At 65.9% G+C, this 26,022-nt stretch carries 28 protein-coding genes; 11 read left to right on the forward strand and 17 right to left on the reverse strand.

The genetic code is table 11. From position 1 onward, the window contains the following. Position 1 precedes the first annotated feature (1 nt). Positions 2 to 682, forward strand: coding sequence for a TetR/AcrR family transcriptional regulator (locus tag P9A17_RS16070; RefSeq protein ID WP_278039881.1), 681 nt, complete (start codon positions 2 to 4; stop codon positions 680 to 682). Beyond that, positions 663 to 1,304 carry a class I SAM-dependent methyltransferase gene (locus P9A17_RS16075; RefSeq protein WP_278039621.1) on the forward strand — a complete coding sequence of 214 codons (642 nt, stop codon included), beginning with the start codon at positions 663 to 665 and terminating at the stop codon, positions 1,302 to 1,304. The genes P9A17_RS16070 and P9A17_RS16075 overlap by 20 nt, the downstream gene beginning before the upstream one ends. 1 nt (position 1,305) lies before the next feature. Here P9A17_RS16075 and P9A17_RS16080 read toward each other — a convergent pair whose 3' ends face one another. Together P9A17_RS16080 and P9A17_RS16085 are read right to left on the reverse strand one after the other, a co-directional pair. After that, entirely contained in the window at positions 1,306 to 2,229 is a 924-nt protein-coding gene (locus tag P9A17_RS16080; RefSeq protein WP_278039622.1) for a DUF4436 family protein, read from the reverse strand. Between the two features lie 250 nt (positions 2,230 to 2,479). Continuing rightward, positions 2,480 to 3,196, reverse strand: coding sequence for an NAD-dependent deacylase (locus P9A17_RS16085; protein WP_278039623.1), 717 nt, complete (start codon positions 3,194 to 3,196; stop codon positions 2,480 to 2,482). Between the two features lie 36 nt (positions 3,197 to 3,232). Between P9A17_RS16085 and P9A17_RS16090 the strand changes: the two genes are divergently transcribed. Next, a complete protein-coding gene (locus P9A17_RS16090; protein ID WP_278039624.1) occupies positions 3,233 to 3,598 on the forward strand; it encodes a GntR family transcriptional regulator in 366 nt (121 codons plus the stop codon). A gap of 48 nt (positions 3,599 to 3,646) precedes the next feature. Here P9A17_RS16090 and P9A17_RS16095 read toward each other — a convergent pair whose 3' ends face one another. Continuing rightward, on the reverse strand, positions 3,647 to 4,492 hold the full coding sequence (locus P9A17_RS16095) for a class I SAM-dependent methyltransferase (protein WP_278039625.1): 846 nt from the start codon (positions 4,490 to 4,492) through the stop codon (positions 3,647 to 3,649). A gap of 22 nt (positions 4,493 to 4,514) precedes the next feature. Beyond that, complete coding sequence (locus P9A17_RS16100; protein WP_278039626.1) at positions 4,515 to 5,345, reverse strand: class I SAM-dependent methyltransferase; 831 nt, start codon at positions 5,343 to 5,345, stop codon at positions 4,515 to 4,517. 43 nt (positions 5,346 to 5,388) lie between these two features. On the opposite strand from P9A17_RS16100, the gene P9A17_RS16105 reads away from it, so the two are divergent. After that, a complete protein-coding gene (locus tag P9A17_RS16105; protein ID WP_278039627.1) occupies positions 5,389 to 5,832 on the forward strand; it encodes a PPOX class F420-dependent oxidoreductase in 444 nt (147 codons plus the stop codon). Positions 5,833 to 5,876: 44 nt separating this feature from the next. Continuing rightward, complete coding sequence (locus P9A17_RS16110) at positions 5,877 to 6,062, forward strand: DUF5302 domain-containing protein (protein WP_278039628.1); 186 nt, start codon at positions 5,877 to 5,879, stop codon at positions 6,060 to 6,062. Between the two features lies 1 nt (position 6,063). Here P9A17_RS16110 and P9A17_RS16115 read toward each other — a convergent pair whose 3' ends face one another. After that, positions 6,064 to 7,212, reverse strand: coding sequence for a flavin reductase (locus P9A17_RS16115; RefSeq protein WP_278039629.1), 1,149 nt, complete (start codon positions 7,210 to 7,212; stop codon positions 6,064 to 6,066). 138 nt (positions 7,213 to 7,350) lie between these two features. Here P9A17_RS16115 and P9A17_RS16120 point away from each other — a divergent pair, with 138 nt between their 5' ends. Together P9A17_RS16120 and P9A17_RS16125 are read left to right on the forward strand one after the other, a co-directional pair. After that, on the forward strand, positions 7,351 to 8,352 hold the full coding sequence (locus P9A17_RS16120) for a Gfo/Idh/MocA family oxidoreductase (RefSeq protein WP_278039630.1): 1,002 nt from the start codon (positions 7,351 to 7,353) through the stop codon (positions 8,350 to 8,352). Positions 8,353 to 8,428: 76 nt separating this feature from the next. Then, the gene (locus P9A17_RS16125; RefSeq protein ID WP_278039631.1) at positions 8,429 to 9,733 is read left to right on the forward strand and encodes a helix-turn-helix domain-containing protein; all 1,305 of its coding nucleotides are present in this window, start codon (positions 8,429 to 8,431) and stop codon (positions 9,731 to 9,733) included. Here the strand turns inward: P9A17_RS16125 and P9A17_RS16130 are convergent. From P9A17_RS16130 to P9A17_RS16140, 3 genes are read right to left on the reverse strand one after another with little or no spacing between them, the layout of a single operon-like run. After that, positions 9,720 to 10,448 (reverse strand): alpha/beta fold hydrolase, encoded by a 729-nt coding sequence (locus tag P9A17_RS16130; RefSeq protein ID WP_278039632.1) that lies wholly within the window; start codon positions 10,446 to 10,448, stop codon positions 9,720 to 9,722. The genes P9A17_RS16125 and P9A17_RS16130 overlap by 14 nt on opposite strands. After that, entirely contained in the window at positions 10,445 to 10,993 is a 549-nt protein-coding gene (locus P9A17_RS16135; protein WP_278039633.1) for a carboxymuconolactone decarboxylase family protein, read from the reverse strand. The genes P9A17_RS16130 and P9A17_RS16135 overlap by 4 nt, the downstream gene beginning before the upstream one ends. Beyond that, the gene (locus P9A17_RS16140; RefSeq protein WP_278039634.1) at positions 10,990 to 12,078 is read right to left on the reverse strand and encodes an LLM class flavin-dependent oxidoreductase; all 1,089 of its coding nucleotides are present in this window, start codon (positions 12,076 to 12,078) and stop codon (positions 10,990 to 10,992) included. Before P9A17_RS16140 ends, P9A17_RS16135 begins: the two co-directional genes overlap by 4 nt. A 281-nt stretch (positions 12,079 to 12,359) precedes the next feature. Here P9A17_RS16140 and P9A17_RS16145 point away from each other — a divergent pair, with 281 nt between their 5' ends. From P9A17_RS16145 to P9A17_RS16160, 4 genes are all read left to right on the forward strand, one after another. Then, positions 12,360 to 13,415, forward strand: coding sequence for an ABC transporter substrate-binding protein (locus P9A17_RS16145; RefSeq protein WP_278039635.1), 1,056 nt, complete (start codon positions 12,360 to 12,362; stop codon positions 13,413 to 13,415). Between the two features lie 63 nt (positions 13,416 to 13,478). Continuing rightward, positions 13,479 to 14,318, forward strand: coding sequence for an ABC transporter permease (locus tag P9A17_RS16150; protein ID WP_278039636.1), 840 nt, complete (start codon positions 13,479 to 13,481; stop codon positions 14,316 to 14,318). Beyond that, positions 14,315 to 15,382, forward strand: a complete 1,068-nt coding sequence (locus tag P9A17_RS16155) for an ABC transporter permease (RefSeq protein ID WP_278039637.1) — start codon at positions 14,315 to 14,317, stop codon at positions 15,380 to 15,382. Before P9A17_RS16150 ends, P9A17_RS16155 begins: the two co-directional genes overlap by 4 nt. Continuing rightward, positions 15,375 to 16,118: an ABC transporter ATP-binding protein gene (locus P9A17_RS16160; protein WP_278039638.1), complete on the forward strand. Its 744-nt coding sequence runs from the start codon at positions 15,375 to 15,377 to the stop codon at positions 16,116 to 16,118. The genes P9A17_RS16155 and P9A17_RS16160 overlap by 8 nt, the downstream gene beginning before the upstream one ends. A 130-nt stretch (positions 16,119 to 16,248) precedes the next feature. Here P9A17_RS16160 and P9A17_RS16165 read toward each other — a convergent pair whose 3' ends face one another. The 9 genes from P9A17_RS16165 to P9A17_RS16205 form a co-directional block, all read right to left on the reverse strand. Continuing rightward, complete coding sequence (locus P9A17_RS16165; protein ID WP_278039639.1) at positions 16,249 to 17,121, reverse strand: fumarylacetoacetate hydrolase family protein; 873 nt, start codon at positions 17,119 to 17,121, stop codon at positions 16,249 to 16,251. Beyond that, positions 17,118 to 18,170 carry an Ldh family oxidoreductase gene (locus P9A17_RS16170; protein ID WP_278039640.1) on the reverse strand — a complete coding sequence of 351 codons (1,053 nt, stop codon included), beginning with the start codon at positions 18,168 to 18,170 and terminating at the stop codon, positions 17,118 to 17,120. Before P9A17_RS16170 ends, P9A17_RS16165 begins: the two co-directional genes overlap by 4 nt. Continuing rightward, positions 18,167 to 19,240, reverse strand: coding sequence for an amidohydrolase family protein (locus P9A17_RS16175; protein ID WP_278039641.1), 1,074 nt, complete (start codon positions 19,238 to 19,240; stop codon positions 18,167 to 18,169). Before P9A17_RS16175 ends, P9A17_RS16170 begins: the two co-directional genes overlap by 4 nt. Beyond that, complete coding sequence (locus tag P9A17_RS16180; protein ID WP_278039642.1) at positions 19,237 to 20,313, reverse strand: Gfo/Idh/MocA family oxidoreductase; 1,077 nt, start codon at positions 20,311 to 20,313, stop codon at positions 19,237 to 19,239. The genes P9A17_RS16175 and P9A17_RS16180 overlap by 4 nt, the downstream gene beginning before the upstream one ends. Positions 20,314 to 20,325: 12 nt before the next feature. Further along, on the reverse strand, positions 20,326 to 21,459 hold the full coding sequence (locus P9A17_RS16185) for a Gfo/Idh/MocA family oxidoreductase (protein ID WP_278039643.1): 1,134 nt from the start codon (positions 21,457 to 21,459) through the stop codon (positions 20,326 to 20,328). After that, positions 21,456 to 22,472 carry an amidohydrolase family protein gene (locus P9A17_RS16190; RefSeq protein ID WP_278039644.1) on the reverse strand — a complete coding sequence of 339 codons (1,017 nt, stop codon included), beginning with the start codon at positions 22,470 to 22,472 and terminating at the stop codon, positions 21,456 to 21,458. The genes P9A17_RS16185 and P9A17_RS16190 overlap by 4 nt, the downstream gene beginning before the upstream one ends. Before the next feature lie 80 nt (positions 22,473 to 22,552). Then, the gene (locus P9A17_RS16195) at positions 22,553 to 23,872 is read right to left on the reverse strand and encodes an acyltransferase (RefSeq protein ID WP_278039645.1); all 1,320 of its coding nucleotides are present in this window, start codon (positions 23,870 to 23,872) and stop codon (positions 22,553 to 22,555) included. A 124-nt stretch (positions 23,873 to 23,996) separates the two neighbouring features. Continuing rightward, positions 23,997 to 25,628, reverse strand: a complete 1,632-nt coding sequence (locus tag P9A17_RS16200) for a cation acetate symporter (protein ID WP_278039646.1) — start codon at positions 25,626 to 25,628, stop codon at positions 23,997 to 23,999. Next, positions 25,625 to 25,999 (reverse strand): DUF485 domain-containing protein, encoded by a 375-nt coding sequence (locus P9A17_RS16205; protein ID WP_278039647.1) that lies wholly within the window; start codon positions 25,997 to 25,999, stop codon positions 25,625 to 25,627. Before P9A17_RS16205 ends, P9A17_RS16200 begins: the two co-directional genes overlap by 4 nt. Between the last annotated feature and the right edge of the window lie 23 nt (positions 26,000 to 26,022).

Consider the following 26,022-nt stretch of genomic DNA (forward strand, 5'->3'; position numbering starts at 1 on the left):
CATTCGCCGTCGCCGCGCCCCCCGCGGGGCCGGCGAGCTGCTCCGGGACGAGATCATCGATGCAGCAACCGATCTCCTGATCGACACGGGTGACGAGAAGGCCGTGTCGATCCGGTCCGTCGCGCAGAAGGTCGGGGTCACGCCGCCGTCGCTCTACCTGCATTTCGCGGACAAGAACGCTTTGCTCGACGCCGTGTGCTGCCGCTACTTCGAGAAACTCGACGAGGAGATGCAGGCCGTCGCGGCCACGTTGACCTCGTCGATCGAAGTGCTGCGGGCGCAGGGCCTGGCCTATGTCCGGTTCGCGGTGAAAACCCCTGAGATGTACCGGATTGCGACGATGGGTCATGGCGAACCCGGCAGCGGTGTCGACGTGACGCTGAACAGTTCGGCATTCGTGCACATGAGGGCGACGGTGGAAGCGCTGATCGCCGAAGGCATCTATCCGGCGGGAGACCCGACCGAGCTGGCGCTCGAGCTGTGGACAGCCGCCCATGGCGTTGCCGCACAGCTGATCTCGCGGCCCTACCTCCCTTGGGGGGACGCCGAGGAGTTCGCGGGCCGCGTGCTGCGGGCGGTCTGCATCGGGCACATCGTGTCGGCCGCTATCGGCGAGACAGAGAATCCACAGGACACCGTGATGTGGCTGAAGGAGGCCGTCGATGAGCGACAGCGTCGATAATCCGTTCTTCGCGCGGCTGTGGACGGCGATGTCGTCCAGGGAGCCGGAATCGCTGCGGCGGCTGCGTCGGGAGAACTTGGCCGGGTTGACGGGCCGCGTCCTCGAGGTCGGCGCGGGGACCGGCACGAACTTCGAGTTCTACCCGGCGACGGTGACCGAGGTGGTGGCCGTCGAACCGGAACGTCGCCTCGCGATGCTCGCAGCAGACGCCGCGCAACGAGCAAGCATCCCGGTGACCGTCAGCACCGACACCGTCGAACAGTTCGCCGACGCCGAACCTTTCGACGCCGTGGTCTGCTCGCTGGTGCTGTGCTCGATCGATGACCCCGAAGCTGTTGTCGGGCAATTGCTTGACCGGTTGAAGCCCGGCGGGCAGCTGCGGTATCTCGAGCATGTGGCCGGCTCCGGCGCCCGAGCGCGGCTTCAGCGTCTCGCCGACGCGACCGTGTGGCCGCGGCTGCTCGGCAATTGCCACACGCACCGGCACACCGAGGAAACCATCGCCGGTGCGGGATTCGACGTGACGAACGCCCGCCGCGAATGGGCGATGCCGCGATGGGTGCCCGTTCCGGTCTCCGAGTTCGCCATCGGTGTAGCCGTACGGCCCAGCGCCACAGGGTAATTCAGGGCTGCTGCGCGCGCCCGTCGTGGACGACGCGAGCCTTCGCCATGTGGATTCGATAACCGAAGACCACGCTGGAGATCAGCGAGATCGAGATGATGATCTCGGCGATGAAGAAGGCCGCGAAGTCGATCACCGACCCGATCGGCGGGCTTCCTGGCACGGCGTTGCGCAACGGGATGAGGGCGAACAGGATGCCGGCCATCATCGAGCAGGCTCCGAAGACCAGGCCTTTGCGCCAGCGAAGGACGAAATACGCGGCGGTAACGGCAGCCAGAGCGAGACCCAGCATCAAGACCATGATGAACACGGCGAAGACGACCATCGGCGTGCTGCGCTTGACCTGCAGGGCCACGTCGATGCCGGTGCCCTCGATCGGACCCAGCGTCGGGTCCTCGATGGCGTCCACGTGGACGAAGGCGTCGTTGTTGTAGACCGTCACGCTGGTGGGAACGATGTCCCCGTCGGGCGTGACGACCCGGAGCTCCATCAACGCGGAGTATCGATCGAACGGATAGTCGGTTACCGTGCCGTACAAGGCGAATCGCTGTTCGACGTCCGCGGGCCACTGACTCTTCTTCAGTTCGATCGCGTCGTTGGTGGTCGACGTCGTCAGGATCCGCATGTCGCTGACGTAGTTCCCTCCTTCGTCAGCGAGCGCACCGAGGGCCTGAATGTTGCTCAACGTCACGACGAGAATCTGCGCGGATGTGTCCGCGCGATTGATGGCCGCGGTGATGTCGATCCGGTCAGGATTGGAGTCGTCGCCGAACACCTCGGCATAGTCGGCGTTGGTCCGAGCGATGGCATACATGGCGAGGCTCGCCGAGATGACGACGGCGAGCGCAACCAGTCCGGCAACGACAGTCAGGACGACTCGATACCCCGGCGTCAGGGCGTTCCATCGCCGGCCAATCGTGTTCACGTGAAATCCGCCCTCTCGCAACGCTGTGAAGCGAGTCTAAGGCGGCGTCCGGTGAAAGCGGTCCGCGCACGCTCGAGCCCAGTGTGTCGTCACGGTCGTCGAGTACTGCTCAAGCGGTCGACACGCCAGCCGTCGTGTCCAACTCGCCGAGTTGGACGCTGCGGCTGCGTGTCTCGGGAATGTGGCGGATATCGCCGCCCTCTCGGCGATTTGGTGTGGAGCATCGCGGCAGGGGCTCGGCAGTGGACAGCTAGCCGAGCAGCGCGGGGAGGCGCTGTAACAACCCCGGCAGAGCAGTGGCTGCGGTCTCTCGCAGGCTGACGGTGGCACTCGGGGTGAGCGGCGTCGGCTCCGGATTGACCTCGATGACCGGCGTCCCGTTGGCGACGGCCAACTCCGGCAGGCCCGCCGCAGGATAGACCACCGACGATGTTCCCACCACCACGACGAGGTCGGCGCCCACGACGGCATCGACCGACTGTTGCCATGCGTCGTCGGGCAGCGGCTCACCGAACCAAACCACGTTGGGCCGGATCAGCCCGCCGCACACGTCGCAGCTCGGCGGATCGATCGACTCGACAGGCTCCGGCATGTCCGGGACGGGCCCGCGGAACGCGGATCGGCACTGGTCACAATGGAATTCGAACAGGCTGCCGTGAACGTGGTAGACCCGGTTGCTGCCGGCACGCTCGTGCAGGTTGTCGACATTCTGGGTGACGACGTGCACGTCGGCGTAGTCCTCCCACGCGGCGACGGCGCGATGACCGTTATTGGGGGCGACGGCGCTCATCATGTGGTGGCGCCACAGATACCACGCCCACACCCGGTCGGGGTGAGCCTGCCAGCCGTGCGAGCTGGAGATTTCGTACGGATCGACTTTGGCCCACAACCCGGTCTCCACGTCGCGGAACGTCGGCACGCCGCTTTCGGCGGAAATGCCCGCGCCACTGAATACCGTCACCTGCACTCCACTAAATTAGCGGCTTTGGGTGATACTGGGCACGTGGCCGAGTTGGGGGATTGGGTACGCGTAGATCCGCACGCTGCCAGGCCGCTTTTCGACCAGCTCAGGATGCAGATCATCGCGGGGGTTCGGGACGGGCAGCTCGCCCCGGGAACCCGACTTCCGACGGTCCGCGAACTGGCTGGTCAGATCAACCTGGCAGTGAACACCGTGGCGCGTGCGTACCGAGAGTTGGAAGCCGCCGGGATTCTGGAGACGAGGGGACGTTTCGGAACATACGTGGCACGAGCCGATCCGGCGGACGCCGCGATGGCGACCGCCGCCAACACCTATGTGTCCGCGGCGCGGGCACTCGGTGTGGCCAAGGGGGATGCGCTGAGGTACGTGGAGTCGGCCTTCGGCTAGCCGCGCAGGCCTGATGTTCGGCTCAGCCGCGCAAGCCTGATGTTCGGCTCAGCCGAACTCGAGCAGCGTGGTCGACGGCCGGAGCGGGTCGAGCAACGGGATGCGTTGGGTCGTCCACAGCAGGCTGTTGATCAGCCAGCCGCGGGCGCGCTCGGCCGGAAGGTCGTGGACCGCGCGCACCCCGGGCACCGTGTTGACGAGGTCCGCGGCCTGGGCGACCGACAACGTGAACGGCATCGGCGGAACACGGTAGCGCCGCGAGGTGCGCATGCCGCGGCGGGCCAGCGGGAAGAACGCAGGCGGCGTCAGGTCGAACATCATCTGCCCGCCGGGGAATCGCGCGGCGCATTCGGTGATCAGCGCCATCGCTTCCTTGGGCTGCAGATACATCAATAAGCCCTCGGCGGTGATGAAAACACCGTCGCCGGTGTCAATGTGGTCCATCCAGCTGAAGTCCAGCGCCGACTGTGCGATCAGCTTGACGCGGTCCGAGGCCGGCAGCAGTTTGCGGCGCAGGTCGATCATCGGCGGCAGGTCGACGGTGACCCAGGCGAAGTCGTGGCCGATGCCGGAATTCTGCGGGCTGTCGGCGTCGAGGCGGTAGAAGCTGGTCTGCAGTCCCTCGGCCAGCGCGACGACGGTCGCCTTCGGGTGGTCACGCAGATAGCGCCGTGTCCACTTGTCGAACATCAACGCGCGCAACGCCATATCTTGGCGACGCGGCATGCCGAACTTGCCGAAGTCGAAATCGATGGAGTCCATCAGGTGGATCGACAGCGGGTCGTCGATGATCGAATCGGGCCTGCGGGCCTCGGTGGCCCGGACCTGAAGTGTCATCAACGCGGTCTCCGGCACCCCGGTGAGGTCGGCAGTGTGTTTGTCGATCTCCGTCATCGGTATCGCCTCCTGATGCTCGTCATGACCCGAACTGCAGCACAGTGATGCTCGGGCGGGTCCGGTGCACGAGTCCCCGATCCAGCTGCGGCAATGCTGCCAGCTTGAACAGCCCACGGCCAGGCGGCATCATGACGTCCCGGGCGGACGTCACCCCGGGGATACGCCCGGCGAGTGCCAGCGCCTCGTCGGCCGTCAGCCCAAACGGCATCGGCGGCGCGGTGTAGCGGCCGGACAGCTTCATACCGCGCAATGTGCGCCGGCTGAACCAGGGCGGGATCGAATCGAACATCATCGCGCCGCCGGGGAAGCGCTGGGCGCACGCGCGGATCAACCCGAGCGCCTCGTCGGGCGGCAGGTACATCAGCAGCCCCTCGGCGGTGATGAACACACCGTCGGTCGAGTCCACCTGGTCCATCCAGCTGAGGTCGAGCGCCGACTGGGCCAACGAGGCGATGCGCTCGTCGCCGGGAAGGAGTTCGGCACGCAGCTTCATGACGGGAGGCAAGTCGATGGAGTACCAGTGAGAGTCGGTGACAACGCCGTCGCGGTCGAGGCGCCAGAAACTGGTCTGCAGCCCCTCGGCGAGTGCCACCACAGATGCCTTCGGATGTTGCGCCAGGTAATCGCGGGTGGCGGCATCGAACGCCAGAGCGCGCAGACCATGCGGTTGGCCCGCCCGACCGAACCTGTCGTAGTCGTAGTCGATGGCGTCCAAGAGGGTGATCGCCCACGGGTCGCGGATCACCCCGTCGGAGCGTTTCGCCTCCTCGGCGCGATTGCGCAGAGTCCACAGCGTGGTGGCAGAGACGCCGTCCAGGACGTTGCCGTCGATCGAGGTGAATCGGCCCACTCCATCGATCCTTCCAGACCTGCGAAAGTCGTAGGCTCGTTGCATGACGCGCGATGTCTTCGACGACAAGCTGCTGGCGCTGCTCGCGGGTAACACGCTGGGGGTGCTGGCCACGGTCAAACGCGACGGCAGACCCCAGCTGTCGAACGTCGCCTATCACTTCGACGCGCGCAGCCTGACGATCTCGGTGTCGGTCACCGAACCGAGAGCCAAGACGCGCAATCTGCGCCGGGACCCGCGCGCGGCGATCCACGTCAGCTCCGACGACGGTTGGGCCTACGTCGTCGCCGAGGGCGACGCCGTCCTCACGCCGCCGGCGGCCAACCCCGACGACGACACCGTCGCAGGTCTTGTCGAGCTGTACCGCAAGCTCTCCGGCGAGCACCCGGACTGGGACGACTACCGCAGGGCGATGGTCGACGATCGCCGGGTGCTCATGACACTGCCGATCGCCCATGTGTATGGCATGCCCCCGGGGAAGCGCTGAGCGCGAAGCGCTCGAATTCGGCCCCGCGGGACTACGCTGCGGGCATGGCATCGAATGAGTCCGCAGAGCCCGCCGAGGACGACAACAAGCGCAAGTTCCGCGAGGCTCTTGAGCGTAAGAATGCCAATGCGGCGAAAGGGTCCGCGCACAAGGATGGCGGATCCAAGCAGTCGAAGGGCGCCCACGGCCCCGTCGAGAACCGCCGGGAGTTCCGCCGCAAGAGCGGCTAGGTCAGACCTGCCCGCCGGTCAGCGTCAGCAGTTGTCGGGTGCGGGCCTTGGCCATGTCGCAGTATTCGCGCGCCGCCGCGCGGGCGCCCGGCGCGTCGTTGCGCTCGAGTGCTTCTAGCAGGTCCCGTTGCACCCGCAGGAACGCCGCCGACGATTGCGCGGTGTTGCCGAAGCTGCGCGCCATCACGTTCTTGATGCTCAGCGAGCTGAACGACGCTATGAGCAATGGGTTGGCCGACAGCGCCACGATTGACTCGTGGAAGGCGTAGTTGGCGTCCAGATACGCGTGGAAATCCTCGAAATGGTCGTCGACGAGATGCTGGGACATGGTGTCGAGGTGCCTGCGGGACACCGCCAGCAGCGCGGGATCGGCACGACCGATCACGCAGTCTATGACTCCCAACTCGATCATCAGACGGGCTTCAAAGGTGGCGTCCGATGTCCGCACGTCGAACGGGGCGATGACGTAGCCGCGCTCCGGGTCTCTGCGCACCAGCCCGTCGGCGGCCAGCCTGGTAAGCGCATAGAACGCCCTGGACCGGTCGCCGTCGAGGTTGTCGGCCATCTCGTCGACCGAGATGACCTGGCCTGCGGCGAAGACCCGGCTGAGCACCATGTCGCGGGCTTTCTCATAGGCCCGGTCGTTGCGTTCGAACTCGAAGCGGCCGAACCCGCCGCGGAAGTACGTCAGTGGTGCCCCATCGCGCGCGATAGCGGAGATCACGTGGCCAAGAAACACGGAATGCGTTCCGCCGACGACTTGTTCGGTGACTTCGCACTCCAGCGACGCGATCGCATCGGACAGCATCGGGACCCCTGCGGTGCCTCTTTCGACCCGGACTCCGGCGAATTTGTCCTGGCGTGGTGACGCGAACTGGTAGGCGAGGTCGCCGTGGGCCTGACCGAGCACGTTGACGGTGTAGCGCCCGCTGCGCTCGATCGCGGTCGCGGTGGGCACGGCATTGTTGACGCAGGCCAGCATCATCGGCGGGTCCATCGACAGCGAGGTCACCGAACTCGCGGTCATCCCGTGGTCGCGCTCGTCGACCCGCGTCGTCACGATCGTCACGCCGCTGGCCAGATGCCCGACGACGTGACGGAACTCCTCCACGTCGACCGCTTCGGCCGCCGTCACGAAATCCTGCGTCATGCCTTGCTCCCATCTGGGTTGTCTGCCAATTCAACGTCGATGGCCCGCCACAATCACTCACGGAATGCGGCAGGTATGCCTGCGAAGTTCACGTCGGCAGACAATGCGCGGTGTTGCCGGCTCCCCTTGACTGATGACGTGGTCGAGAATGCGGTCAGAGCAGCGGTCGTCGGGCTCGGATGGTGGGGACGCAAGATGGTTGCCGACCTCGCCGACAGCGAGGTCGTCGACGTCGTCGTCGGTGTCGATGTCGATGCGGATGCGCGAAAAGCAGTGCGGCCCTGGCTCACCGAGGTGAGGTCGGACTTCGGTGACGTCCTGGCGGACGAGTCGGTCGAGGCGGTGATCTTGTGCAGTCCGCACAAGTTCCACACCGACCAGATCATCGCGGCCGCAGCCCACGGTAAGCACGTGTTCTGCGAGAAGCCGCTGAGTGTGTCGGGAGCCGACGCCGTGCGGGCCGTCGATGCAGTGACCGCGGCGGGTGTGCAGCTCGGCATCGGGCACGAGCGCCGTTTCGAACCCGCCGTCGTCGCGCTGCGGCGCAGTGTCGCCGAGGGCGACCTCGGCGCACCGCTGGTCTTCGAAGGCAACTTCAGCCAGGACAAGTTCCTCGACCTGGCGCCCGACAACTGGCGTCTCTCGGCCGTCGACGCGCCGGTCGGCCCGTTATCGGCGACCGGAATCCATCTGGTGGACTTGGCAATCGGAATTTTCGGCACGCCCACGCAGGTGTGGGCCCGGCTGTCCACGCAGGCGACGGCGTTCGCCAACGGCGACACCCTCGCCATCACCCTCGCCTTCGAGAAGGGGCAGACCGCGCTCATCACCGCGATCTTGACGACTCCGTTTGTCGGCCGGGTGACGCTGCTCGGCTCGGAGGGTTGGATGGAGATCCGCGACCGCAACCACCCCGAGGATCCGCAGGGGTGGGATGTGGTGCAGCAACGCCGCGGCCAGAGCCCGAAATCGGAGTTCTACCCTCCGCACTCGTCGGTCCGAGAGAACATCGAGACCTTCGCCAGAGCTGCCCGGCGTGAGATCGAATACCCAGTGCCCTACGAGGAGATGGTCGGGAATGCCCGCACATTCGAGGCGATCACGCGGTCGGCGATGAGCGGCCGTGTCGAGGACGTCTGAAGTCGACCGGCCATCAGGGGCCGTGCGCGGACTAGGATCGACGGCAGTCCACTCGACCAGCTCAAGGTGAACAACGATGTCCATGGCTGTAGAGCAAAGTCAGGAGGGGTCGGCGCCCGAGGTGCCGATGCCAGAGCCGTTGCGTCTGTGGCGCGACGACCGCCCGCTACCGGACTGGTTGCGTGCGGTGGCGAACGAATTCGACGTCGACCGCCTTGTCGAGGGCATCATCGGCAGGTGCGTGGCGATCGCCTTCCCGAACCACGCTCAGGACGAGGAATTCCGTGAGCATCTGACGGCCAGCACCCGCGCCAACGCGCGGTGCCTGCGGTCGGTGATCGCCGGCGAGATCGCGCTCGAGGACGTCTACCTCGAACAGGTGCTGTCGTTTGCGAAAGTGCAGGCGCAGCTGCGTATTCCGCAGAAGTCGATGCAACGGTCCTACCGCATCAGCTTCTTCACGATGTGGGAGGCGTGGGATGCCTATCTGCGCGACCTCATCGTCGCGCGGGACATCGGCCGCGACGACGCGACGCTGGCCCACCAGCTGCTCACCCAGACGGTGCTCGGATATCAGGATTTCGTGGCCTCCCAGGTCGCCGAGACCTACACGCGAGATTACGAGGCGCTCAACAGGTCTCGTGCACACATGCGCCGCAGCCTGGTCAGGGACATCCTGCGAGGCGAAGGGGACGCGCTGTCGGGATCCGACGCCGCGATCCTGACCTACGACCTGACCGGCCGGCACATCGCCGTGCTGTTGCCGACAGTCGCGGAAGGGGCGGCCGCGCAGCTGGCGGTCGGCATGCGTGCGGCCGTGAGCTGTCAGTCCTCGCTCGTCTACCCGATGACGCTCAGCTCGACAGTCGTGTGGCTGGGACGGATCGGGGAGTGGAAGCGTTCTGCACTTGAGGCGCTCGATGGCGTGCTGGTCGAAGCGAGTGTCCCCGCCTCGATCTCCGAAGCCCACGTCGGCGTCGAGGGTTTCCGTGCGACGCTGACGGAGGCGCTGGACGCCGAACGGATCCGCGCTGCCTGGGATCGGCCTGGGTCGCCGTCGGTTGTGCACCACCACGACGTCGGCCTGGAGATCCTGCTGATGCGAGATCCCCGGCAGGCCCGCCTGTTCGTGGAGCGCGAGCTGGGCCCGCTGGCGCTCGACAGCGTCGAGGCGGCCCGGCTGCGGGAGACGTTGGAGGCATCGTTCCGGTTCGGATCGCACGTCGCGGCCGCCGAACACCTGCAACTGCACGAGCACACAGTGCGAAACCGGCTGCACAAAGCTGAAGAGCTGCTTGGGCATTCGATGAGCGAACGCCGCACTGAACTTCAGGTCGCGGCGCGGCTCATGAGGCTGTTGCCCGTCGTCACCGAGGATTGAGCGCGGTCGACCTCAGCACCGCGGCGAATTGTTCGGGTGCTTCGACCACGCAGGCGTGCTTGCCCGGGATCAGATGCACCGGTGCGCCGGTCACCTCGCCGAACCACGTGGCCGCGGCGAGGAACGGCGGCGCATCGTCGGTTCCGCACACCGCGATCGCCGGGACGTCCAGAGTGGGGATCTGATCGCTGAGATCTGTTGTCGCCAACAGGTCGCATGATCGTGCGTAACCCTCGGGGTCGGTGGCCGCGAACGTCGCGCGGGCCTGCTCGACCCTGGCGTCGCCTGACGCCGCCAACTCCGGGGTGAACCACATCGCGACCATCGGATCGACGAGAGTCTCGAGTGCGCCCTCGCGGGCCGTGCGAGCCCGATCCCGCCACATCGACTGCATGGCTTCCGGGTAGACGGCAACGGCATCGACGAATGCCAGCGACGCGACGAGCTCCCGGTGTTTCGACACGATCTCGATCGCCACCAGCCCACCCAGCGACATGCCGGCCAGATGGACCGGCTCTCCGACCTGTTTGATCTGCTGCACAACACATTCCGTGTAGGCGGTGATGTCGGCACCGAGCGGCGGAGGCGATGCCTGCCCGTGTCCCGGCAGGTCCAGCGCCACCGACGGTCCGTCGAGTTCGGCGCGCACCGGATCCCAGAAGTGTCTGTCTGCGCCGAGGGGGTGAAGAAACACATAGGGAGTGCTGGTGCTCATGGCAGCCTTTCGTACTCGGCGGGTACCGCGGTCTGGGCGGTGTTCATCGTGATCGCGAGGGTGGTGTAGTAGCCCACGGTGACAAGGACTTCCACGAGTGCCTCCTCGCCGAGAACGGCGAGTACGCTCTGGTACGTGGCGTTGTCGACACGGTGATAGCGCACGAGCTCGTCGACAAAGCGCCACACGGCCACCTCGGCGGCAGGGCCGCAGGGTCCGGAGCGGTGGGCGATCGCGTCGATGACATCGTCGTCCAGGCCCGCGGCGCGGGCGATCCCGACATGGTGACCCCATTCGTATTCCTGGTCCCAGTCCCGGGCCACCAGCAAGATCACCATCTCGCGCAACGCGGGCGGCGTCACGGACCGGTAGCGCAGGTACTCGCCGACGAGCTGCAGCCGAGTCATCAACTCCGGTGCCCGCAGCAGCGGTACGAACGGCCCGATCAGCGCTCCCCGCGGCCCCGCCGTGATCTGATCGACGGCCTCCTGTTGGGCCGGCGTCAGCGTGGCGGGCAGCGGAAGGCGTTCGGCCTCCGAGGTCATCCCGCTGAGACCATGGGCATGACCTTCTCGGCCATCAGCTCCATCGACCGTCGCGCGAGATCCGGGTCCACCCAGTCCAGGCCGGCATAGACGAGCTCACCGAAGTCGCCTGTCTGCGAGCGGAACTCAAGGATTTGCTCCGCCACCGATTCCGGGGTTCCGGTGATCACCAGCTGGTCGAGGACACTGTCGAGCGTCACCTCGTCGTCCGGCTGATCGCGGCGTGACTTGAACAGCTCGAGGCGCCCGATCTTGCGCATCTTGAACAACATCTTCGAGTAGTAGTAGCGGTAGGGGCTGTTCGCGTCGTCACCGCCATAGGCCGTGGCCGTCGCCTCATCGTCGGCCACGAACACCGTCCTGGCGACCCGCCAGTCCGAGACGTCAGCAGTCTCGCCGACCGATTCCTTGCCCTGCAGGTAGTTCGGCCAGTGCGTGGCAACCCATTGCGGCAGAAGAAAATTCGCCGACAGTGGGTGAAAGTTCCTGGCCCCCATCGCGATGACACCCTTCGAGAACGGGGCGACGACCGTCCCCACGATCTCCGGGCGCGGCTGCTGCAGGGGTTTGGGCAGCATGCCGACCCCCATCTCGTCGTCGTAGGTCTTCTCGGTCGTCACCGGCCACCGGCCACCGGGTTTGACGAGCGCGTACGGCGGCTCGCTCTCCCAGATCGCGGTGATGATGTCGATCGACTCGGCGAACATCTCGTTGCGGTCCTGGTCGAGGATGCCCAGCACCTCGGCATCCGAGGGCAGCGCGCCCGGGCTTACCCCGAGGATGAAGCGGCCGTCCGAGAGGTGGTCGAACATCGCGGAGTTCGCCGCCACCAGAACAGGATGCTGCTGGGACAGGTTGGTGGTGCCGGTGCCGAGGCGGATCTGTTCGGTGTCGGTGATCAGCGTGGCCAGGAAAACGAGGCTGTTGGTGATGTTCTCGTGCCGGTCGGTGAGGTGCTCGCCGATGAATGCATCGTGGAAGCCCAGTCTGTCGGCGAGGATCACCGCCTCCCGATCTTCGCGCAGGGTTTCAGACCAGCTGCGGCCCGCGGGATGGAGCGGCATCGAGAAGTAGCCGAGTCGCATGAATTCCTCCAGATCGCGACGGATAGGTGAGTCCAGTAGACGGCCGGCACCCACCCCAGATCAGTGGCGTGCGACGCGATATCCCGGCTGCCGGGATCACGCGATACGTCAGCCCGCATGGGCACTGGATGACGACGTCACAGGCCGCGACAACGAGTTGACGAGAAATTCACGTGCGACGACATAGGCCCTGCCGCGGGGTGGCACTGTACTGAGTGGCACATGTCACAGTTGGCATCTGCCAAAGACGGCGGATGTGCACGACAGCAGGAGGAGCGCCAGTGACCGTCAAGAAGAAATTTCGCGCAGCGGCGGCCGCCGGCTTGGCGCTGTCGCTAGTCGTCGGCTGCGGTGGCGGCGGCGATTCGGCGCAAAGCGGTGATGGGCAGGTGATCCGCTTCGCGTTCGCCCCCGACCCCGTGTGGGATCTGCTCACCGACTCCGGAGAGCTCGCCAAGTGGGAGGAGGAGAACAACGTCAAGATCGAGACCAGCACGACGTGGGACGAGTTCACCTACTTCGCAGGCGGCCACGGCGACATCGTGTCGATGTCCACCCAGGAGACCCCGGTGCTGGAGCAGGAGACCGGCATCAAGACCGTCACGTTCGGCAAGTACAACTACCAGCGCGTGCCGTTGCTCAAGCGGGCAGGCGATCCGTACGAGACGCTCGAGGACATCCCGAAGGGCTCCAAGATCTGCGTGTCGGGTCCCACGTCGAACACCGCGTTCTGGACCGTGCTGGCCAAGCAGATGCACAACCTGGACTACCGCGTCGGTGGCGGCGACTTCCAGCTGATCGTCAACGACCACTTCGTCAACCCGACCAACCTTCTGCGTGGCGACTGCGAGGCAGCTGCCGTGATCCCCGAGGCAGCGGTTCCGCAGCTGCGCAAGGGTGAGCTCGAGATCATGTACGGCGGCCAGTTGCCGTTCCAGCTCTACAAGGAGTTCGCACCTAACAGCGACGACCAGAAGCACGTGCTCGGCAACAACTTCACCGCGACCGCGGAGTGGTACGACGCCAACAAGGACCTTGCGGTGAAATTCCTCGACCTCTGGCAACGCGGCATCGACATGTTCCAGGAACAGAAGGCCGACGTGGTGAAGAAGTACCCGCAGCACTTCTCCGTCGAGTCGCAAGAGGACATCGACTGGATCACCAACTTCATCTCCGGTGACAACGATTGGTTCGTCGAAACCGTCGCGATGGAGAAGGACTGGATTCCCGTCGAGACCGAGATCTGGAACCTGATGAAGGAACTCAATCCCGAGAACGCCAACTACCTGCCCGCCGATGCGCCGACGCCACGCTTCGAGGCCGTCAAGACGCAGTGACCCCTCCGCCGGGGCCGGCTCTTCGGCCGGCTCCGGCACCACCCCCCGATACGAGAGGCGACAGTGTCCACGACGTTGGAGTCACCACCTAAGCCGCCGACGCGGACGAGCGAAGAGGACATCGTTCGTGCGGCCAAACGCAAAGCGAGAATCACGACATGGGGCTGGCGGCTTGCCGGTTACGTGTTCTTCCTGGGGATCTGGGAGCTCGCGTCCGGAAACCTGATGGACGAGCGCCTGCTGCCCGGCCCCTCGACCGTGTTCGAAACCTTCGGCAGGCTATGGGCTTCCGGCGAAGTGCCCGGCGCCTTCGCGACGACGCTGACCCGCATCGGAATCGGCTTCACGATCGCATTCTTCGTCGGCATCGGCATCGGTGTCCTGATGCAGAACCGCTTCCTCAACGGATTCTTCCGGGACGCGGTCACCATCGGCGTGACGACACCCGGCCTCATTTGGGCACTGATCACGGCGATCATCTTCGGCAACCGCACGGCCGGCCCGATCATCGCGATCGTGCTGACGACGTTCGCCATCATCACCGTCAACATCTCCGAGGGCATCAAGTCACTGCCCAAGGACCTCAACGACATGGGTAAGGCGTTCGACGTCGGTGTGGTGAAACGCAACCGGCACATCGTCCTTCCCCACCTGGCCCCGTTCACGTTCACCGCGGTTCGGTTCGGCTTCTCGATCGCGTGGAAGGTCACGGTGCTGACCGAGGTGTTCTCAGCATCCCAGGGTATCGGGTTCGAGATGCGCACGGCTACACAGCTGTTCCGGCTTGACGAGTTCCTGACCTGGATTCTCGCCTTCTACTTCGTGGCGCTGTTCTTGGACAAAGTCGTCCTCGAATCCATTGAACGCCGGTTCTTCTCGTGGAGAGGTGAGCTCAAGTCATGAGTGTCATCGACAGTGCACCCGCCTCCAAGTACGTCGGCCCGCCGCCGCCGTCACCGCTGGCGAAGGCCTGGCGCAAGCTCAAGCGCAGCTCGCTCACCGGCCGCATCCTGTTCCCGATCGTCTGTCTCGTGTTCTGGCTCGTGGCCATCAAGATCGTCACGACGATCTGGCCATTCGCCGTCGACGTGCTGCCCACCCCGGGCCAGGTGTTCAGCTTCATGGCCGACGAGATCCGGGGCGACACGCTCGCTCCGCACAACATGTACGTCACGTTCGGTATCTCATTGCAACGTTTGGCAATCGGTATGGTGATCGCGCTGATCATCGGAACGGTCATCGGCATCGCGATGGGTCTGTCGAAGGCCGTCGACGCGTTCTTCAACGACTGGGTGGTCGCCATCCTGGCGATGCCGAACCTGGCATGGGCGCTGTTCTGCAGCCTGGCTTTCGGCTTCGGCGACATGGGACCGATCATCACCGTGGTGCTGACCGGCGTGCCGTTCGTCATCATCAACGTCCGTGAGGGCGTGCGGAACACACCGACCGATCTGTTCGACATGGCGCGGGCGTTCGGCGTGCCCCGTGACCGGGTGATCCGCCAGGTGCTGATCCCGTCGCTGATGCCGTTCCTGTTCGCCGCGGCCCGCTACTGCTTCGCGCTGGGGTGGAAGGGCCTCGTTGTCGCCGAGGTGTTCGGCGGCCAGGACGGTGCCGGGTGGACGATCAAGTTCTGGTACGACGCCCACCGCGCCTACGGCGTGATCGGCTACGCGCTGCTGTTCGTCGTTTTCGCGCTGGTCTTCGAGAAGTTCATGTTCGACCAGCTCTCCAAGCGCCTCTTCAAGTGGCGGCCCGCAGTCGATTCCGCCGAGGTCGTCGAGGAACGCTTCGACGGGCCGGCCAAGGTCGCCGTCAAGGCCGCTGAATCGGCAGGCACCGCCACTGGGGCCGCGCTCGGCAGTATCACGCTGGCCACCGAGGGCCCGAAGGGGCTGCCGGACGAAACAACCGATAAGGCAACCAAACCCGACCACAACGATCCGCGGAGGAACCCCAATGGCTGACATCGTCGTCTCCGACCTGCATAAGGAATTCGGCCTTGGTGCCGACAAGGTGATCGCGCTGGAGAACGTCAACCTGGAGATCAGCGGGCACGCGTTTGTCTCCATCGTCGGCGCCTCGGGCTGCGGCAAGTCGACGCTGCTGAACATCCTGTCCGGCATCGACACCCCGACCAGCGGTCGGGTCAGCATCACGCAAAACGGCAAACCGGCACGCGCCGGGTACGTGTTCCAGGCCGCGCGGCTGCTGCCGTGGCGGTCGGTGATGGACAACATGCTGTTCGTGCAGAAGGACCGCTCCGAGGAGACCCGCAAGCGCTGCCAGCGGTATCTGGAGATGGTGCAACTGGGCGACAAGGGCGACAAGTATCCCGGTGAGCTATCGGGCGGTATGCAGCAGCGTGTCGGCATCGCCAGGGCATTCGCCACCGAACCCGACGTGCTGTTCATGGACGAGCCATTCTCGCACCTCGATGCGATCACGTCCCGGACCCTGCGCGCCGAGCTGCACACCATCTGGGCGTCGACCGGAAAGACCGTCGTGTTCGTGACGCACGACGTCGGCGAGGCCGTGGAGCTCTCCGACCGGATCCTGGTGTTCGCCAAGGGCGGCCGACTCGCCGACGACATCAAGGTGTCGCTGCCGTTCCCGCGCGACGTGTCCGACGCCGACGTGGCCGTCACGAAGGCAGACGTGTTCAAGACTTTCGAGAACATCGGAGCTTTGGCGGTCTCCTAACCCGCTGATGTGGAAAGTGCGCGGGACCGGAGAGGGTCCCGCGCACTTTCCATCTCTGATATGCCGGCGCCGAAACTGAAGATATACACGCATTCCGGGGCAGAACGCGTGAATATCTTCAGATTCGCGGCTAGGCCGTGGGGTTGCGCAGGGTGCCCACGCCGTCGATCGTGACCTCCATCAGGTCACCGGGCACCAGGAACTTCGGTGGTGTGAAGCCGAGCCCCACGCCGACGGGTGTTCCTGTCGCGATGACGTCGCCGGGCTCCAACGCGACAGCCACCGAGATCGCCGAGATGAGCCGCGGGATATCGAAGATCAGGTGCTTGATCGTCGTGTCCTGGCGCAATTCGCCGTTGACGCGCGTCTGCAGCCGCAGCGCGCCGACGTCGTCGACCTCGTCGGCGGTGACGATGTAGGGCCCCATCGGGCAATAGGTGTGCGCGCTCTTGCCGATGAAGAACTGCACATGCTTCTTCTGCAGTTCGCGGATCGTGACGTCGTTGACGATGGTGTAGCCATACACGTGGTCGAATGCGTCGGCCTCGCTGATGTGGCGGCCACCGGGGCCGATGACGACGCCGAGCTCGCCTTCGTAGTCACTGGTTCCGGTCGGGTCCTTGCTGACGGTGACGGGGTCGCCGGGGTCGGCCAGCGACGACAGCGCCTTGGTGAAGATCACCGGTTCGTCGGGGACGACCTGCTTCTGCGACGCGTCGAAGCCGCTGCCCGCGAACTCGGCCGCATGCTCGTAGTAGTTCTTGCCGACGCACATCACGTTGTTGCGCGGGCGGATCGGCGCGGCGATGTGCACGTCGGACAGCAGCAGGCGAGGCGCAGTCGCTACGAGATCGCCGGCCCGTCGCAGGCCTTCCGCGCCGAGCGCGACGAAGTCGACCATCGTCGTAGGCAGCTCAGGATCGACGGCCAACGGAACGACTTCGTCGCCGTCGACGACGCCGATCGCGGTGAGGCCGTCCCTGCGAAAGGTGACCAGTTTCATGCGTTCTCCTTCATGAGCGGTCCGACGCCGAGGTCGAGGCCGAGTCGGTCGAGATCGTCGGCAAGAGTCGGGGGTAGCTCGATCCCACGTTCTTCGTTGGTGGCGCGGGTGGTCGCCGATGCGTCGCCGGGCAGACGAACCAGGCCACCGTCGATCGTTCCGGACGTCCTCAGCGCGTCGAGGTGGTGGCTCAGGTCGGCCAGCACCTCGCCCTGAGGGCGGAACAGGTCGGCGCGCAACACGAGGATCGCCTGGCCGGTGTTGGTCGGCGTGACGCTGTCCTGGCGGTGGTCGACGACGGCTTCGCCGAACGCCGCTCCGTTCAGCACGCCGGCCAGCAGGCCGATCGCGATGGTGAGGCCCGCACCCTTGTAGCCGCCCATCGGCAGCAGGAATCCCTCGTGGGCGCGTGCCGGGTCGGTGATCGGGTTGCCCTGCGCGTCGTTGACCCAGCCGACGGGCATAGGGGAGCCGCTCTGCGCCGCGACCTTGATGGTGCCGTGCGACGCCGCAGTGGTGGCGATGTCGAGGACGAACGGATTCGGTTGCGCGGGAATCGCTATCGCAATCGGGTTGGTGCCGAGAAGGGGGTTGGTGCCGCCCCACGGCGGCATGCCGTTGGCGTTGGCGACGGCGAAGTACATGCCGATCATGCCCGCGTCGGCGGCCATCTGCGCGTAGAGCCCTGCCGCGCCTGCGTGGTTGGAATGCACGGTGCCCACCCACGCAAGCCCGGATTCGCCGGCCTTGCTGATCGCGAGTTCGGTGGCCCGCGTCATCACGACCTGCCCGAGTCCGTTGTCCCCGTCGACGAGTGCCGACACCGATGTCTGGTGGCGGATGACGATGTCGGGTCGGATGTTCACTCCGCCGGCTCTGACCCGCGCGACGTAGGACGGAAGCCGGATCAGGCCATGACCGGTGCGCCCGCGGACATCGGCCTCGACGAGGCGGGTCGCGGTGACGGCAGCGTGCTCGGGCAGAACGTCGACGGCGCACAGCACTGCGGCGGCGAACTCCGTCAGTGTGTCCACGCCGAGACGAGTCATGTTCTGACCGTGTCGATTCCGAACAGCCGCGAGGCATTTCCGCCGAGTATCAACGCCCTGTCGTCCTCGGACAGCGCGACGTCGGCGAGGAACCCGACGGGGTCGACGGTACCCATGTCGAACGGGTAGTCGGTGCCCATCAGCACATGCCCGGCGCCCAAGGTGGCAACCAGGTGTTCGACCATGCCGGTGTCGAAGACATTGGTGTCGACGTAGATTCGCCGTAGCACTTCGCTCGGCGGCACCGCGAGGTGATGGCGCAATTCGGGCCGCACCCGCCACGCATGGTCGGTGCGGGCGACGTAGAACGGAAGGTACCCGCCGCCATGCACGACCAGCAGTCGTAGGTCCGGATGCCGGTTCCACACGCCGCCGAGAATCATCTTCGTGACGGCGACGGTGGACGCCAGCGGCATGCACATGACGTTGACAAGGTAGTAGTCGGAGAACCGCTGGCCGTGCGTGAAGCCCTGCGGATGCAGAATGACGGTCATCCCGAGTTCGACGACGGCCTCCCACACCGGGTCGTACCGCCGATCGTCGAGGTCCTTGCCGAGCACGTCTGCGCTGATCTCCACACCGCGGAAACCGAAGTCGCGGTGAGCCTCCCGCAACACCTCGACGGCGAGCTCCGGGTGCTCCATCGGTACGTTCGCGACGGCGGCGAAGCGGTCCGGCCACTTCGCAACGACCTCCGCGAAGCGCTCATGCTGAATCCTATTGGCCCGGCGCGCGTCGTCAGGCGGCAGCCAGTAAAAGTACTCCGTCGGCGGGACGGACAGCACCTGGACGTCGACGCCTTGGGCGTCCATGTCGGAAAGCCGTTGCTCGGCGTCCTCGAACTGAGCGGTGTTCAGCTCGCTGGCCCGGTATTCGGTGTTGTAGCGCATCGTCTCGTCCGACGAGAACAGCGAGCGCGGCTCGAACTCCGGCTTGAAGAACGGCTTCGCCAGGGCAGCAGCGGGTTTGACGGACAGGTGGGTGTGCGCGTCGACGCACAGGGTCGACGGCTTCGGGGCACGCGATGCCTCGACCCGGGGCGCGAGCTCGGGCCACCACTCCTGGCTCATGCGCCCGAGAGTGCCGCGCCCAGTGCCTCGTTCACGTCCTCTCGGGACAGGGGCAGTTCCACGACCTGGTTGCGCTCCGCCGACAGGTCGGCCGCCAGATAGACCTCCATCGTGACGCGGGCCAGGTGCGCGTCGACCATCACCGGCCGGTCCAGCGCGACGGCCTCGATGAAATGGGTGGTCTCCCGTTCCATCGGCCCGGCGTAGACGTGGTCGACGAACTCGCCGGGCATCGTCGACAGCGGGAACTGCACGCCGTCGGACACCGTATTGAGGACGATGTCGCGGTGGCTCGCGTCGGCGAGGATCGCGCCCTCGGTGCCGATCACCTCCATCCACGTCGTCGACGCGTTGGGATAGCCTGGTGGCAAGGACATTCCGGCCCCGACGGTGACGACGACGCCGTCGTCCATCGTGACGACGATGTACTGCGTGTCGGGGCAGCCGAGGGTGTCCTTGCGCACGCCCCACGCGTTCTGTGAGTACACCCGCACCGGCCGGCGCGGCTCCAAGCACCAGAACGCGAAGTCGAGGTCGTGGGTGGCCTCCATCGCGGCGGGGGAGAGCTTGGTGCGCGACGAGATCTTCGCACCGAGTGAACGAGTGATGTGCCGGGACAACAGGATGCTGGTGACATCGCCGAGCGAGCCCTGGTTGATGGACCGTTTGATCATCGCCTGCTTGGAGTTGAACCGCTGCGAATAGCCGATGGTGAGCTTGAGGCCGCGGGAGTCGGCGAGGTCGATGAGTTCGTCGGCCTCGTCGAGCGTCACTGCGATCGGCTTCTCCAGCAGCACATGCTTTCCCGCCTCCAGCGCTGCCTTCGTCATCGGATGGTGCAGATGCTCAGGTGTGGCCGACACGACGACCGCGTCGATCCCGGGGTTCTCGATGATGTCTTCCCAGCGGCGGGTCGCGACCGCTGGGTTGGTCAGTGCCGAGATCTCGTTCAGACGTTCGGAATTGATCTCGGCGACGTGCAGTTCGCCGACGAGGGCATGGCGCGACGCGGCGGCCGCCCGGATGCCGCCGCACCAGCCGGTGCCGATGATCCCGAGGTTGATCTGACGCATGTGGGGGTCCTTTCAGGAGAGTCCGGCGATGAGCTCGTCCGGTGTGACAGGCAGCGACACAGGTTTGCCGGTCTTCGCGGAGAGGTCCATCGCCATGGTGTTCAACAGATTTGAGTGCCCGTCGGCGGCGGTGGCATGCGGGGTTTCGACGCCACGGCACACGCGGGCGTACCACGTGGTGGTCTCCTCGCGCATCGGTCCCCACAGCATGCCGTCGGAGACGTCACCGGGTGGGTAGCTGCCGACGAAGTCGACGTGACGCGGCGCGGGCGGCTCGAAGCCCCGGCTGTTGTAGCCGGCGGGCTGGCCGATCTCGGAGGCGAGGATGACGTCGCGGTGGGTGTCCTCGATGTCGATGACGCCGCGGGTGCCGACGATACCGACCTCCAGCCCGTACACCGCACCGGGCCACTGCGTCGGCAGCGCCCAGTTGATGTTCATGCTGAACACGATCCCGTTGTCCATCGTGAAGATGCCCGACGTGCCGTCTTTCGTGCCGATCGGGCCGAGCGTGCGATCGGTCGAACGGGCATACACCTCGACGGGTTTGGTGCCCTCCATCAGCCACATGCTCATGTCGAGGCTGTGTGTTCCCGACACCACCATCGGTGTCAGGCCGGTCGGATCGCTGACCTTGCGGATCGTCGCCTCGGGCACCATCCGATTCATGAATGCCCGTGTCACCACCGTCGTCACGTCGCCGATCTGGCCGTCGCGCAAGCGCTGCTTGACTGTCTGGAACCGTCGGCGGAACCGCTGGGTATAGCCGACGACGGCGTCCACCCCGGCGTCCGCGATCGCCGCCAGCACCCGCGCGGAGTCGGCGGGGTCGGTCGCCAGCGGCTTCTCGATGAACATCGGGACGCCGAGTTCGACCGACCGCAGGATCGGGTCGACATGCTCCTGCTCGTCGGTGGCGACGATGACCGCGCCCACCTCGGGCCGCGCCAGCAGTTCGGCGAGGTTGGTGGTGGCGAAGTCGGCGTTGGTGTCGGCCGCGAGGTTCTTCAGCGTCTGCTCGTTGACATCACAGAGCCCGAGCCAGCCGATGCCGGGATACTCGCGGGCCAGCACCGCACGGATGCGGCCGACGGTGCCGCAGCCGATGATCGCGAGGCCGACGGTGCCATGTGCCTTGAGGGTCATGCGAGTCCTAGCAGTCGGGCCGCGTTGCCGCCGGCGATGAGATCGATCTCTTCCTGCTTGAGCCCGGTGCACGCACCCAACAACGCGAGCGGGTCGTCGTCGCCCATGTCGTACGGGTAATCGGTCCCGAGGACGACGTGGTCGGCGCCGTACAGCGCCGAGAGGTATTCGACCTGGCCGGGTTCGAAAACCATGGTGTCGAAAAAGAACTTCTTCAGATAGCTCGTCGGCAGCTGCGGAACGTTCTCGGCGACGTCTTCACGCGCCCGCCAGCCGTGGTCGATCCGGCCCGCGTAGGCGGGCAGGTACCCGCCGCCGTGCACGACGACGATCTTGAGATTCGGGTGCTTCTCGACGACACCATCGAAGATCAGATGCGCGGTGGCCAGTGTCGCCTCGAAGGCGTGGCCGATGATGTTGACGAAGTTGTGGTCTGAGAGACGCTGCGCGTGGGTGGCGCCCTGGGTGTGGATGACGACGACGAGGCCCAGCTTCTCGACCTCGGCCCAGAACGGCGCGAGCCGTTCGCTGGAAATCTCCTCGCCTTCGACGTGTGTGCCGATTTCGATGCCGCGCATCCCGAGTTCGCCTGCGAGATAGCGCAATTCCTGAATCGCCGCCTCGGTGTCCTGCAGCGGCACGGTACCGAACGGGAGGAACCTGCCTTCGTACGCGGAGGTCGATTCGACGAACTCCTCGTTGACGATGCGGGAGACCTTGGCGCCCAGCTCCGGGTCCGCCCAGTAGTAGTACTGGTAGACAGCGACCGCGACGGCCTGGATGTCGACGCCCATCCGGTCCATGTCCTCGATCCGAACATCGAGCAGGTCCATCTTCGGCCGGATCGTTTCGAGCTGGCGGCGGTTCACCGCCTTCGTGACGGGGTTGCCGTGCCCCAGCGCCACTTTCCCCGCGGCGCGGGCAGCCTCGGCCATCAGGTCGTTGGCGGGGCCGCATTCGCGGTGGCAGTGAATGTCGATAACCGGTCCGTCGCTGCGCATCGCGCGTGCCATGCTGTCCTCTCGCCGCCTCTGCCGTTGACATCGACACTATTTCGCCTAGTAGGGATGCACACTGCCGTTCGGCGTGAAAGTCACCCGGCCGATATCGCGCGACCCGACATCGCATCTGTCGCCAGCGCCCTCGCCGCGACCAGCGCGATGACCATCGCCGCGGTCAGGTACACGCCGAGGTCCTTCAACCCCCAGCCGACCGACGCCAGCGTCGCCGCCCCAGCGACGCACAGCAGCGTTCCGACGGCGGCGCTGCGCGGACCGGGCCCACCGACGAAACCGCCTTCCCAGAACGGGAGCGGGTCGTTCTCCAGGGGACGGAGCACCACGAACGCGGTGCCGACCGCCACCAGCATCACCATCATCTGCACCAGCGACAACGTCACGAAATCGGCTGCGGACGGGTCGAAGCGCGGGAAGCCGAGGTAGTCGAACACCAGGTGCATGCCCAGCAGCAGCGGGATGTGCCAGAGATACAGCGTCATCGCGCCCGAGTTGCCGATCACCGTCAACCACCACACCCGCGGCCTCTGCGCCCACCGGGTGATCGCCGGCGCTGCAGCGATTGCCAACGCGCACATCATGATTGCGTGCCCGGCCAGGAGAAGGGACGGCGGCGACATGTTTTTCAGCTGCTGGCTCTCGATGCCGACGAGACTCAGCTCGTAGGGTCCGTACGCGACGAGCGCCACGTTGACGGCGAACATGGCGGCACCGACGGCCAGGGCGGCCTTCGGCTGAAGCAGTCCGCGCCGGTACGCGACGCCGAACATGCCGGGGATCAACCACATCGACAGGTTCAGATAGCCGAAGATCGTCGGCGTCTCGGTGTTGATCCGGATGACGTCGACGAACGCGACGGCGCCATAGGCGGCCACGACTGCCGTGACAAAGCGGCTCGTCGTCGTGATGCGGGCCAACGCCGGCACCGCGGCGAGAACAAGAACGTACGCCCCCAGAAACCACAACAGCTGGGTGGCGATCCCCGCGATCGGTTCGTAGACGTGGACGGGCAGGAAGAAGCGCAGTACCGACAGGGCCGCGGCCCAGAACGCGAGGTAGTAGAACACCGGCCGATACAGCCGGGTACACCGGCGCATCAGCCAGTTGCCCCAGCTGCTGCCGGCCTGCCAGGACTGCACCGAGGCCGCGACGCCGGCGAAGAAGAAGAGCGGCATGATCTGGAACACCCACGTCAGCGCCTGGAACACCGGCACTGCGGTCAGCAGATTGCTCCAGATGAACACGTCGTCGCGGATGATGCTGGTCGCCATCACGGTGTGGCCGGCGACGACCGCGACCAGCGCGGTGATCCGGATGACGTCGATGGCCCGGTCACGGTCGGCCGGGGTGTTGGCCTCGACCTCGGCCGGGCGTGGGAACAGCGTGGCTGCGCTCATGCCTCAATTCTCGACGCGGTCCGCTGCGTCGCGGCTGAGTAAAACCACCTACTGCCCGAAACGGAATTCCAGCAGGTGTCTTCTCGACTTTTGCCTGCTGGAATTCCGTTTCGGCGGGAACTGACTAGTGCGCGACCGCCTTCTCGGCGCCGATGCCGGTCAGCGAACGGACCTCCATCTCCGCGTTGATCTTCGGGTCGCCGCGGTCCGGCGAGGTGAGCGTTCCGACGATGCCGAGGATGAATGCCAGCGGGATCGACACGATGCCGGGATTGGCCAGCGGGAACCACGCGAAGTCCGCACCCGGGATCATCGCGGTCTTGCTGCCCGACACCGCGGGGGAGAAGACGATCAGCACGATGCACGAGATCAGCCCGCCGTACATGCTCCACAGCGCGCCGCGGGTGTTGAACCGCTTCCAGTACAGCGAGTAGATGATCGTCGGCAGGTTGGCCGACGCGGCGACCGCGAACGCGAGCGCCACCAGGAAGGCGACGTTCTGGCCGTTGGCCAGGATGCCGAGGCCGATCGCCAGGACGCCGAGCACGACGGCGGTGATGCGCGAAACCCGCACCTGCTCAGCCTCGGTGACCTTGTGGGACTTCAGGACCGACGCGTAGATGTCGTGCGCGAACGACGCCGACGCCGTGATCGTCAGACCGGCGACGACGGCGAGGATCGTCGCGAACGCGACCGCCGAGATGATGCCGAGCAGGATCACGCCGCCCAGTTCGAACGCCAGCAGCGGGGCCGCCGAGTTCACCCCACCTGCCGCGCCGAGGATGCGGTCCGGGCCGACCAGGGCAGCCGCGCCGTAGCCGAGCACCAGCGTGAACAGGTAGAAGGCGCCGATCAGCGCGATCGCCCACACCACCGAGCGGCGGGCTTCCTTGGCAGTGGGCACCGTGTAGAAGCGCATCAGCACGTGCGGCAGGCCCGCGGTGCCAAGCACCAGCGCCAGCGCCAGCGAGATGAAGTTGATCTGCGACGTCAGCGATCCGCCGTACTGCGCGCCGGGGGCCAGGACGTCGCGCGCGGCGACGCCTTCGGTGGTGGCACCGCTGATCGCCGACTGCGCCGAGCCGAGGATCTCGGAGAAGTTCAGGCCGAACTTGGCGAGCACCATGATCGTCATGAGGCCCGCGCCCGCGATCAGCAGGACGGCCTTGATGATCTGCACCCAGGTGGTGCCCTTCATGCCGCCGACGAGGACGTAGACGATCATCAGGATGCCGACCACGGCGATGACGATCGCCTGGCCGCTCTTGCTGGTGACGTCGAGCAGCAGCGCGACGAGGCCGCCGGCGCCGGCCATCTGCGCCAGCAGGTAGAACAGCGACACCGTCAGCGTGCTCGTGGCCGCGGCGAGGCGGACCGGACGCTGCTTGAGCCGGAAGCTCAGCACGTCGGCCATCGTGAATTTGCCTGTGTTGCGCAGCAATTCGGCGACGAGCAGCAAGGCGACGAGCCAGGCGACCAGGAAGCCGATCGAGTACAGGAAGCCGTCGTATCCGTAGACGGCGATGGCGCCCGCGATTCCGAGGAAGCTTGCGGCGGACAGATAGTCGCCGGCGATCGCGATACCGTTCTGCGGGCCGGAGAAGCCGCGGCCACCGGTGAAGAACTCGTCAGCCGTGGCGTTCTTCTTGCTCGCCCGGATGACGACGATCATCGTCACGACGACGAAGAGGCTGAAGATGCCGATGTTGGCCGCCGGATTGCCGACTGTCTCGGCGGCAAAAATGGTGGTGGTCATTTGATTTCACTCTCCAGTTGGGTGCGCAGCGCCTCGGCGCGCGGGTCGAGCTCGCGGTTGGCGAACCGGACGTAGAGACCCGTGATGACGAACGTCGACAGGAACTGCCCCAGGCCGATGATCAGGCCGACGTTGACGTCGCCCCAGACTTTGGTGGCCATGAAGTCGTGGGCGAAGGCGCCCAGGGCCACGTAGATGCCGTACCAGACGAGGAAGATGGCGGTCATGGGGAAAACGAAGCGGCGCAGCCTGCTTCGCAGCTCCTGGAACTCGGGACTGGCTTGGACTTCTAGATAGCGTTCGCCGCTGATGGCTTCCGGGTTGACCGGAAGTTCTGTCTCGGACACCTTGATCTCACGCTCCTGACTCATGTGAACCGGCTCTCGGGGAAACG

The sequence above is a fragment of the Mycobacterium sp. 236(2023) genome (genome assembly GCF_029623955.1).
Lineage (GTDB): Bacteria > Actinomycetota > Actinomycetes > Mycobacteriales > Mycobacteriaceae > Mycobacterium.

Coding starts and splice junctions, on each gene's coding strand:
- P9A17_RS16075 (WP_278039621.1), top strand. CDS start 663: ATGAGCGACAGCGTCGATAATCCGTTCTTCGCGCGGCTGTGGACGGCG.
- P9A17_RS16095 (WP_278039625.1), bottom strand. CDS start 4,492: ATGACGGAGATCGACAAACACACTGCCGACCTCACCGGGGTGCCGGAG.
- P9A17_RS16105 (WP_278039627.1), top strand. CDS start 5,389: ATGACGCGCGATGTCTTCGACGACAAGCTGCTGGCGCTGCTCGCGGGT.
- P9A17_RS16110 (WP_278039628.1), top strand. CDS start 5,877: ATGGCATCGAATGAGTCCGCAGAGCCCGCCGAGGACGACAACAAGCGC.
- P9A17_RS16115 (WP_278039629.1), bottom strand. CDS start 7,212: ATGACGCAGGATTTCGTGACGGCGGCCGAAGCGGTCGACGTGGAGGAG.
- P9A17_RS16125 (WP_278039631.1), top strand. CDS start 8,429: ATGTCCATGGCTGTAGAGCAAAGTCAGGAGGGGTCGGCGCCCGAGGTG.
- P9A17_RS16130 (WP_278039632.1), bottom strand. CDS start 10,448: ATGAGCACCAGCACTCCCTATGTGTTTCTTCACCCCCTCGGCGCAGAC.
- P9A17_RS16135 (WP_278039633.1), bottom strand. CDS start 10,993: ATGACCTCGGAGGCCGAACGCCTTCCGCTGCCCGCCACGCTGACGCCG.
- P9A17_RS16140 (WP_278039634.1), bottom strand. CDS start 12,078: ATGCGACTCGGCTACTTCTCGATGCCGCTCCATCCCGCGGGCCGCAGC.
- P9A17_RS16155 (WP_278039637.1), top strand. CDS start 14,315: ATGAGTGTCATCGACAGTGCACCCGCCTCCAAGTACGTCGGCCCGCCG.
- P9A17_RS16160 (WP_278039638.1), top strand. CDS start 15,375: ATGGCTGACATCGTCGTCTCCGACCTGCATAAGGAATTCGGCCTTGGT.
- P9A17_RS16165 (WP_278039639.1), bottom strand. CDS start 17,121: ATGAAACTGGTCACCTTTCGCAGGGACGGCCTCACCGCGATCGGCGTC.
- P9A17_RS16170 (WP_278039640.1), bottom strand. CDS start 18,170: ATGACTCGTCTCGGCGTGGACACACTGACGGAGTTCGCCGCCGCAGTG.
- P9A17_RS16175 (WP_278039641.1), bottom strand. CDS start 19,240: ATGAGCCAGGAGTGGTGGCCCGAGCTCGCGCCCCGGGTCGAGGCATCG.
- P9A17_RS16180 (WP_278039642.1), bottom strand. CDS start 20,313: ATGCGTCAGATCAACCTCGGGATCATCGGCACCGGCTGGTGCGGCGGC.
- P9A17_RS16185 (WP_278039643.1), bottom strand. CDS start 21,459: ATGACCCTCAAGGCACATGGCACCGTCGGCCTCGCGATCATCGGCTGC.
- P9A17_RS16190 (WP_278039644.1), bottom strand. CDS start 22,472: ATGGCACGCGCGATGCGCAGCGACGGACCGGTTATCGACATTCACTGC.
- P9A17_RS16195 (WP_278039645.1), bottom strand. CDS start 23,872: ATGAGCGCAGCCACGCTGTTCCCACGCCCGGCCGAGGTCGAGGCCAAC.
- P9A17_RS16200 (WP_278039646.1), bottom strand. CDS start 25,628: ATGACCACCACCATTTTTGCCGCCGAGACAGTCGGCAATCCGGCGGCC.
- P9A17_RS16205 (WP_278039647.1), bottom strand. CDS start 25,999: ATGAGTCAGGAGCGTGAGATCAAGGTGTCCGAGACAGAACTTCCGGTC.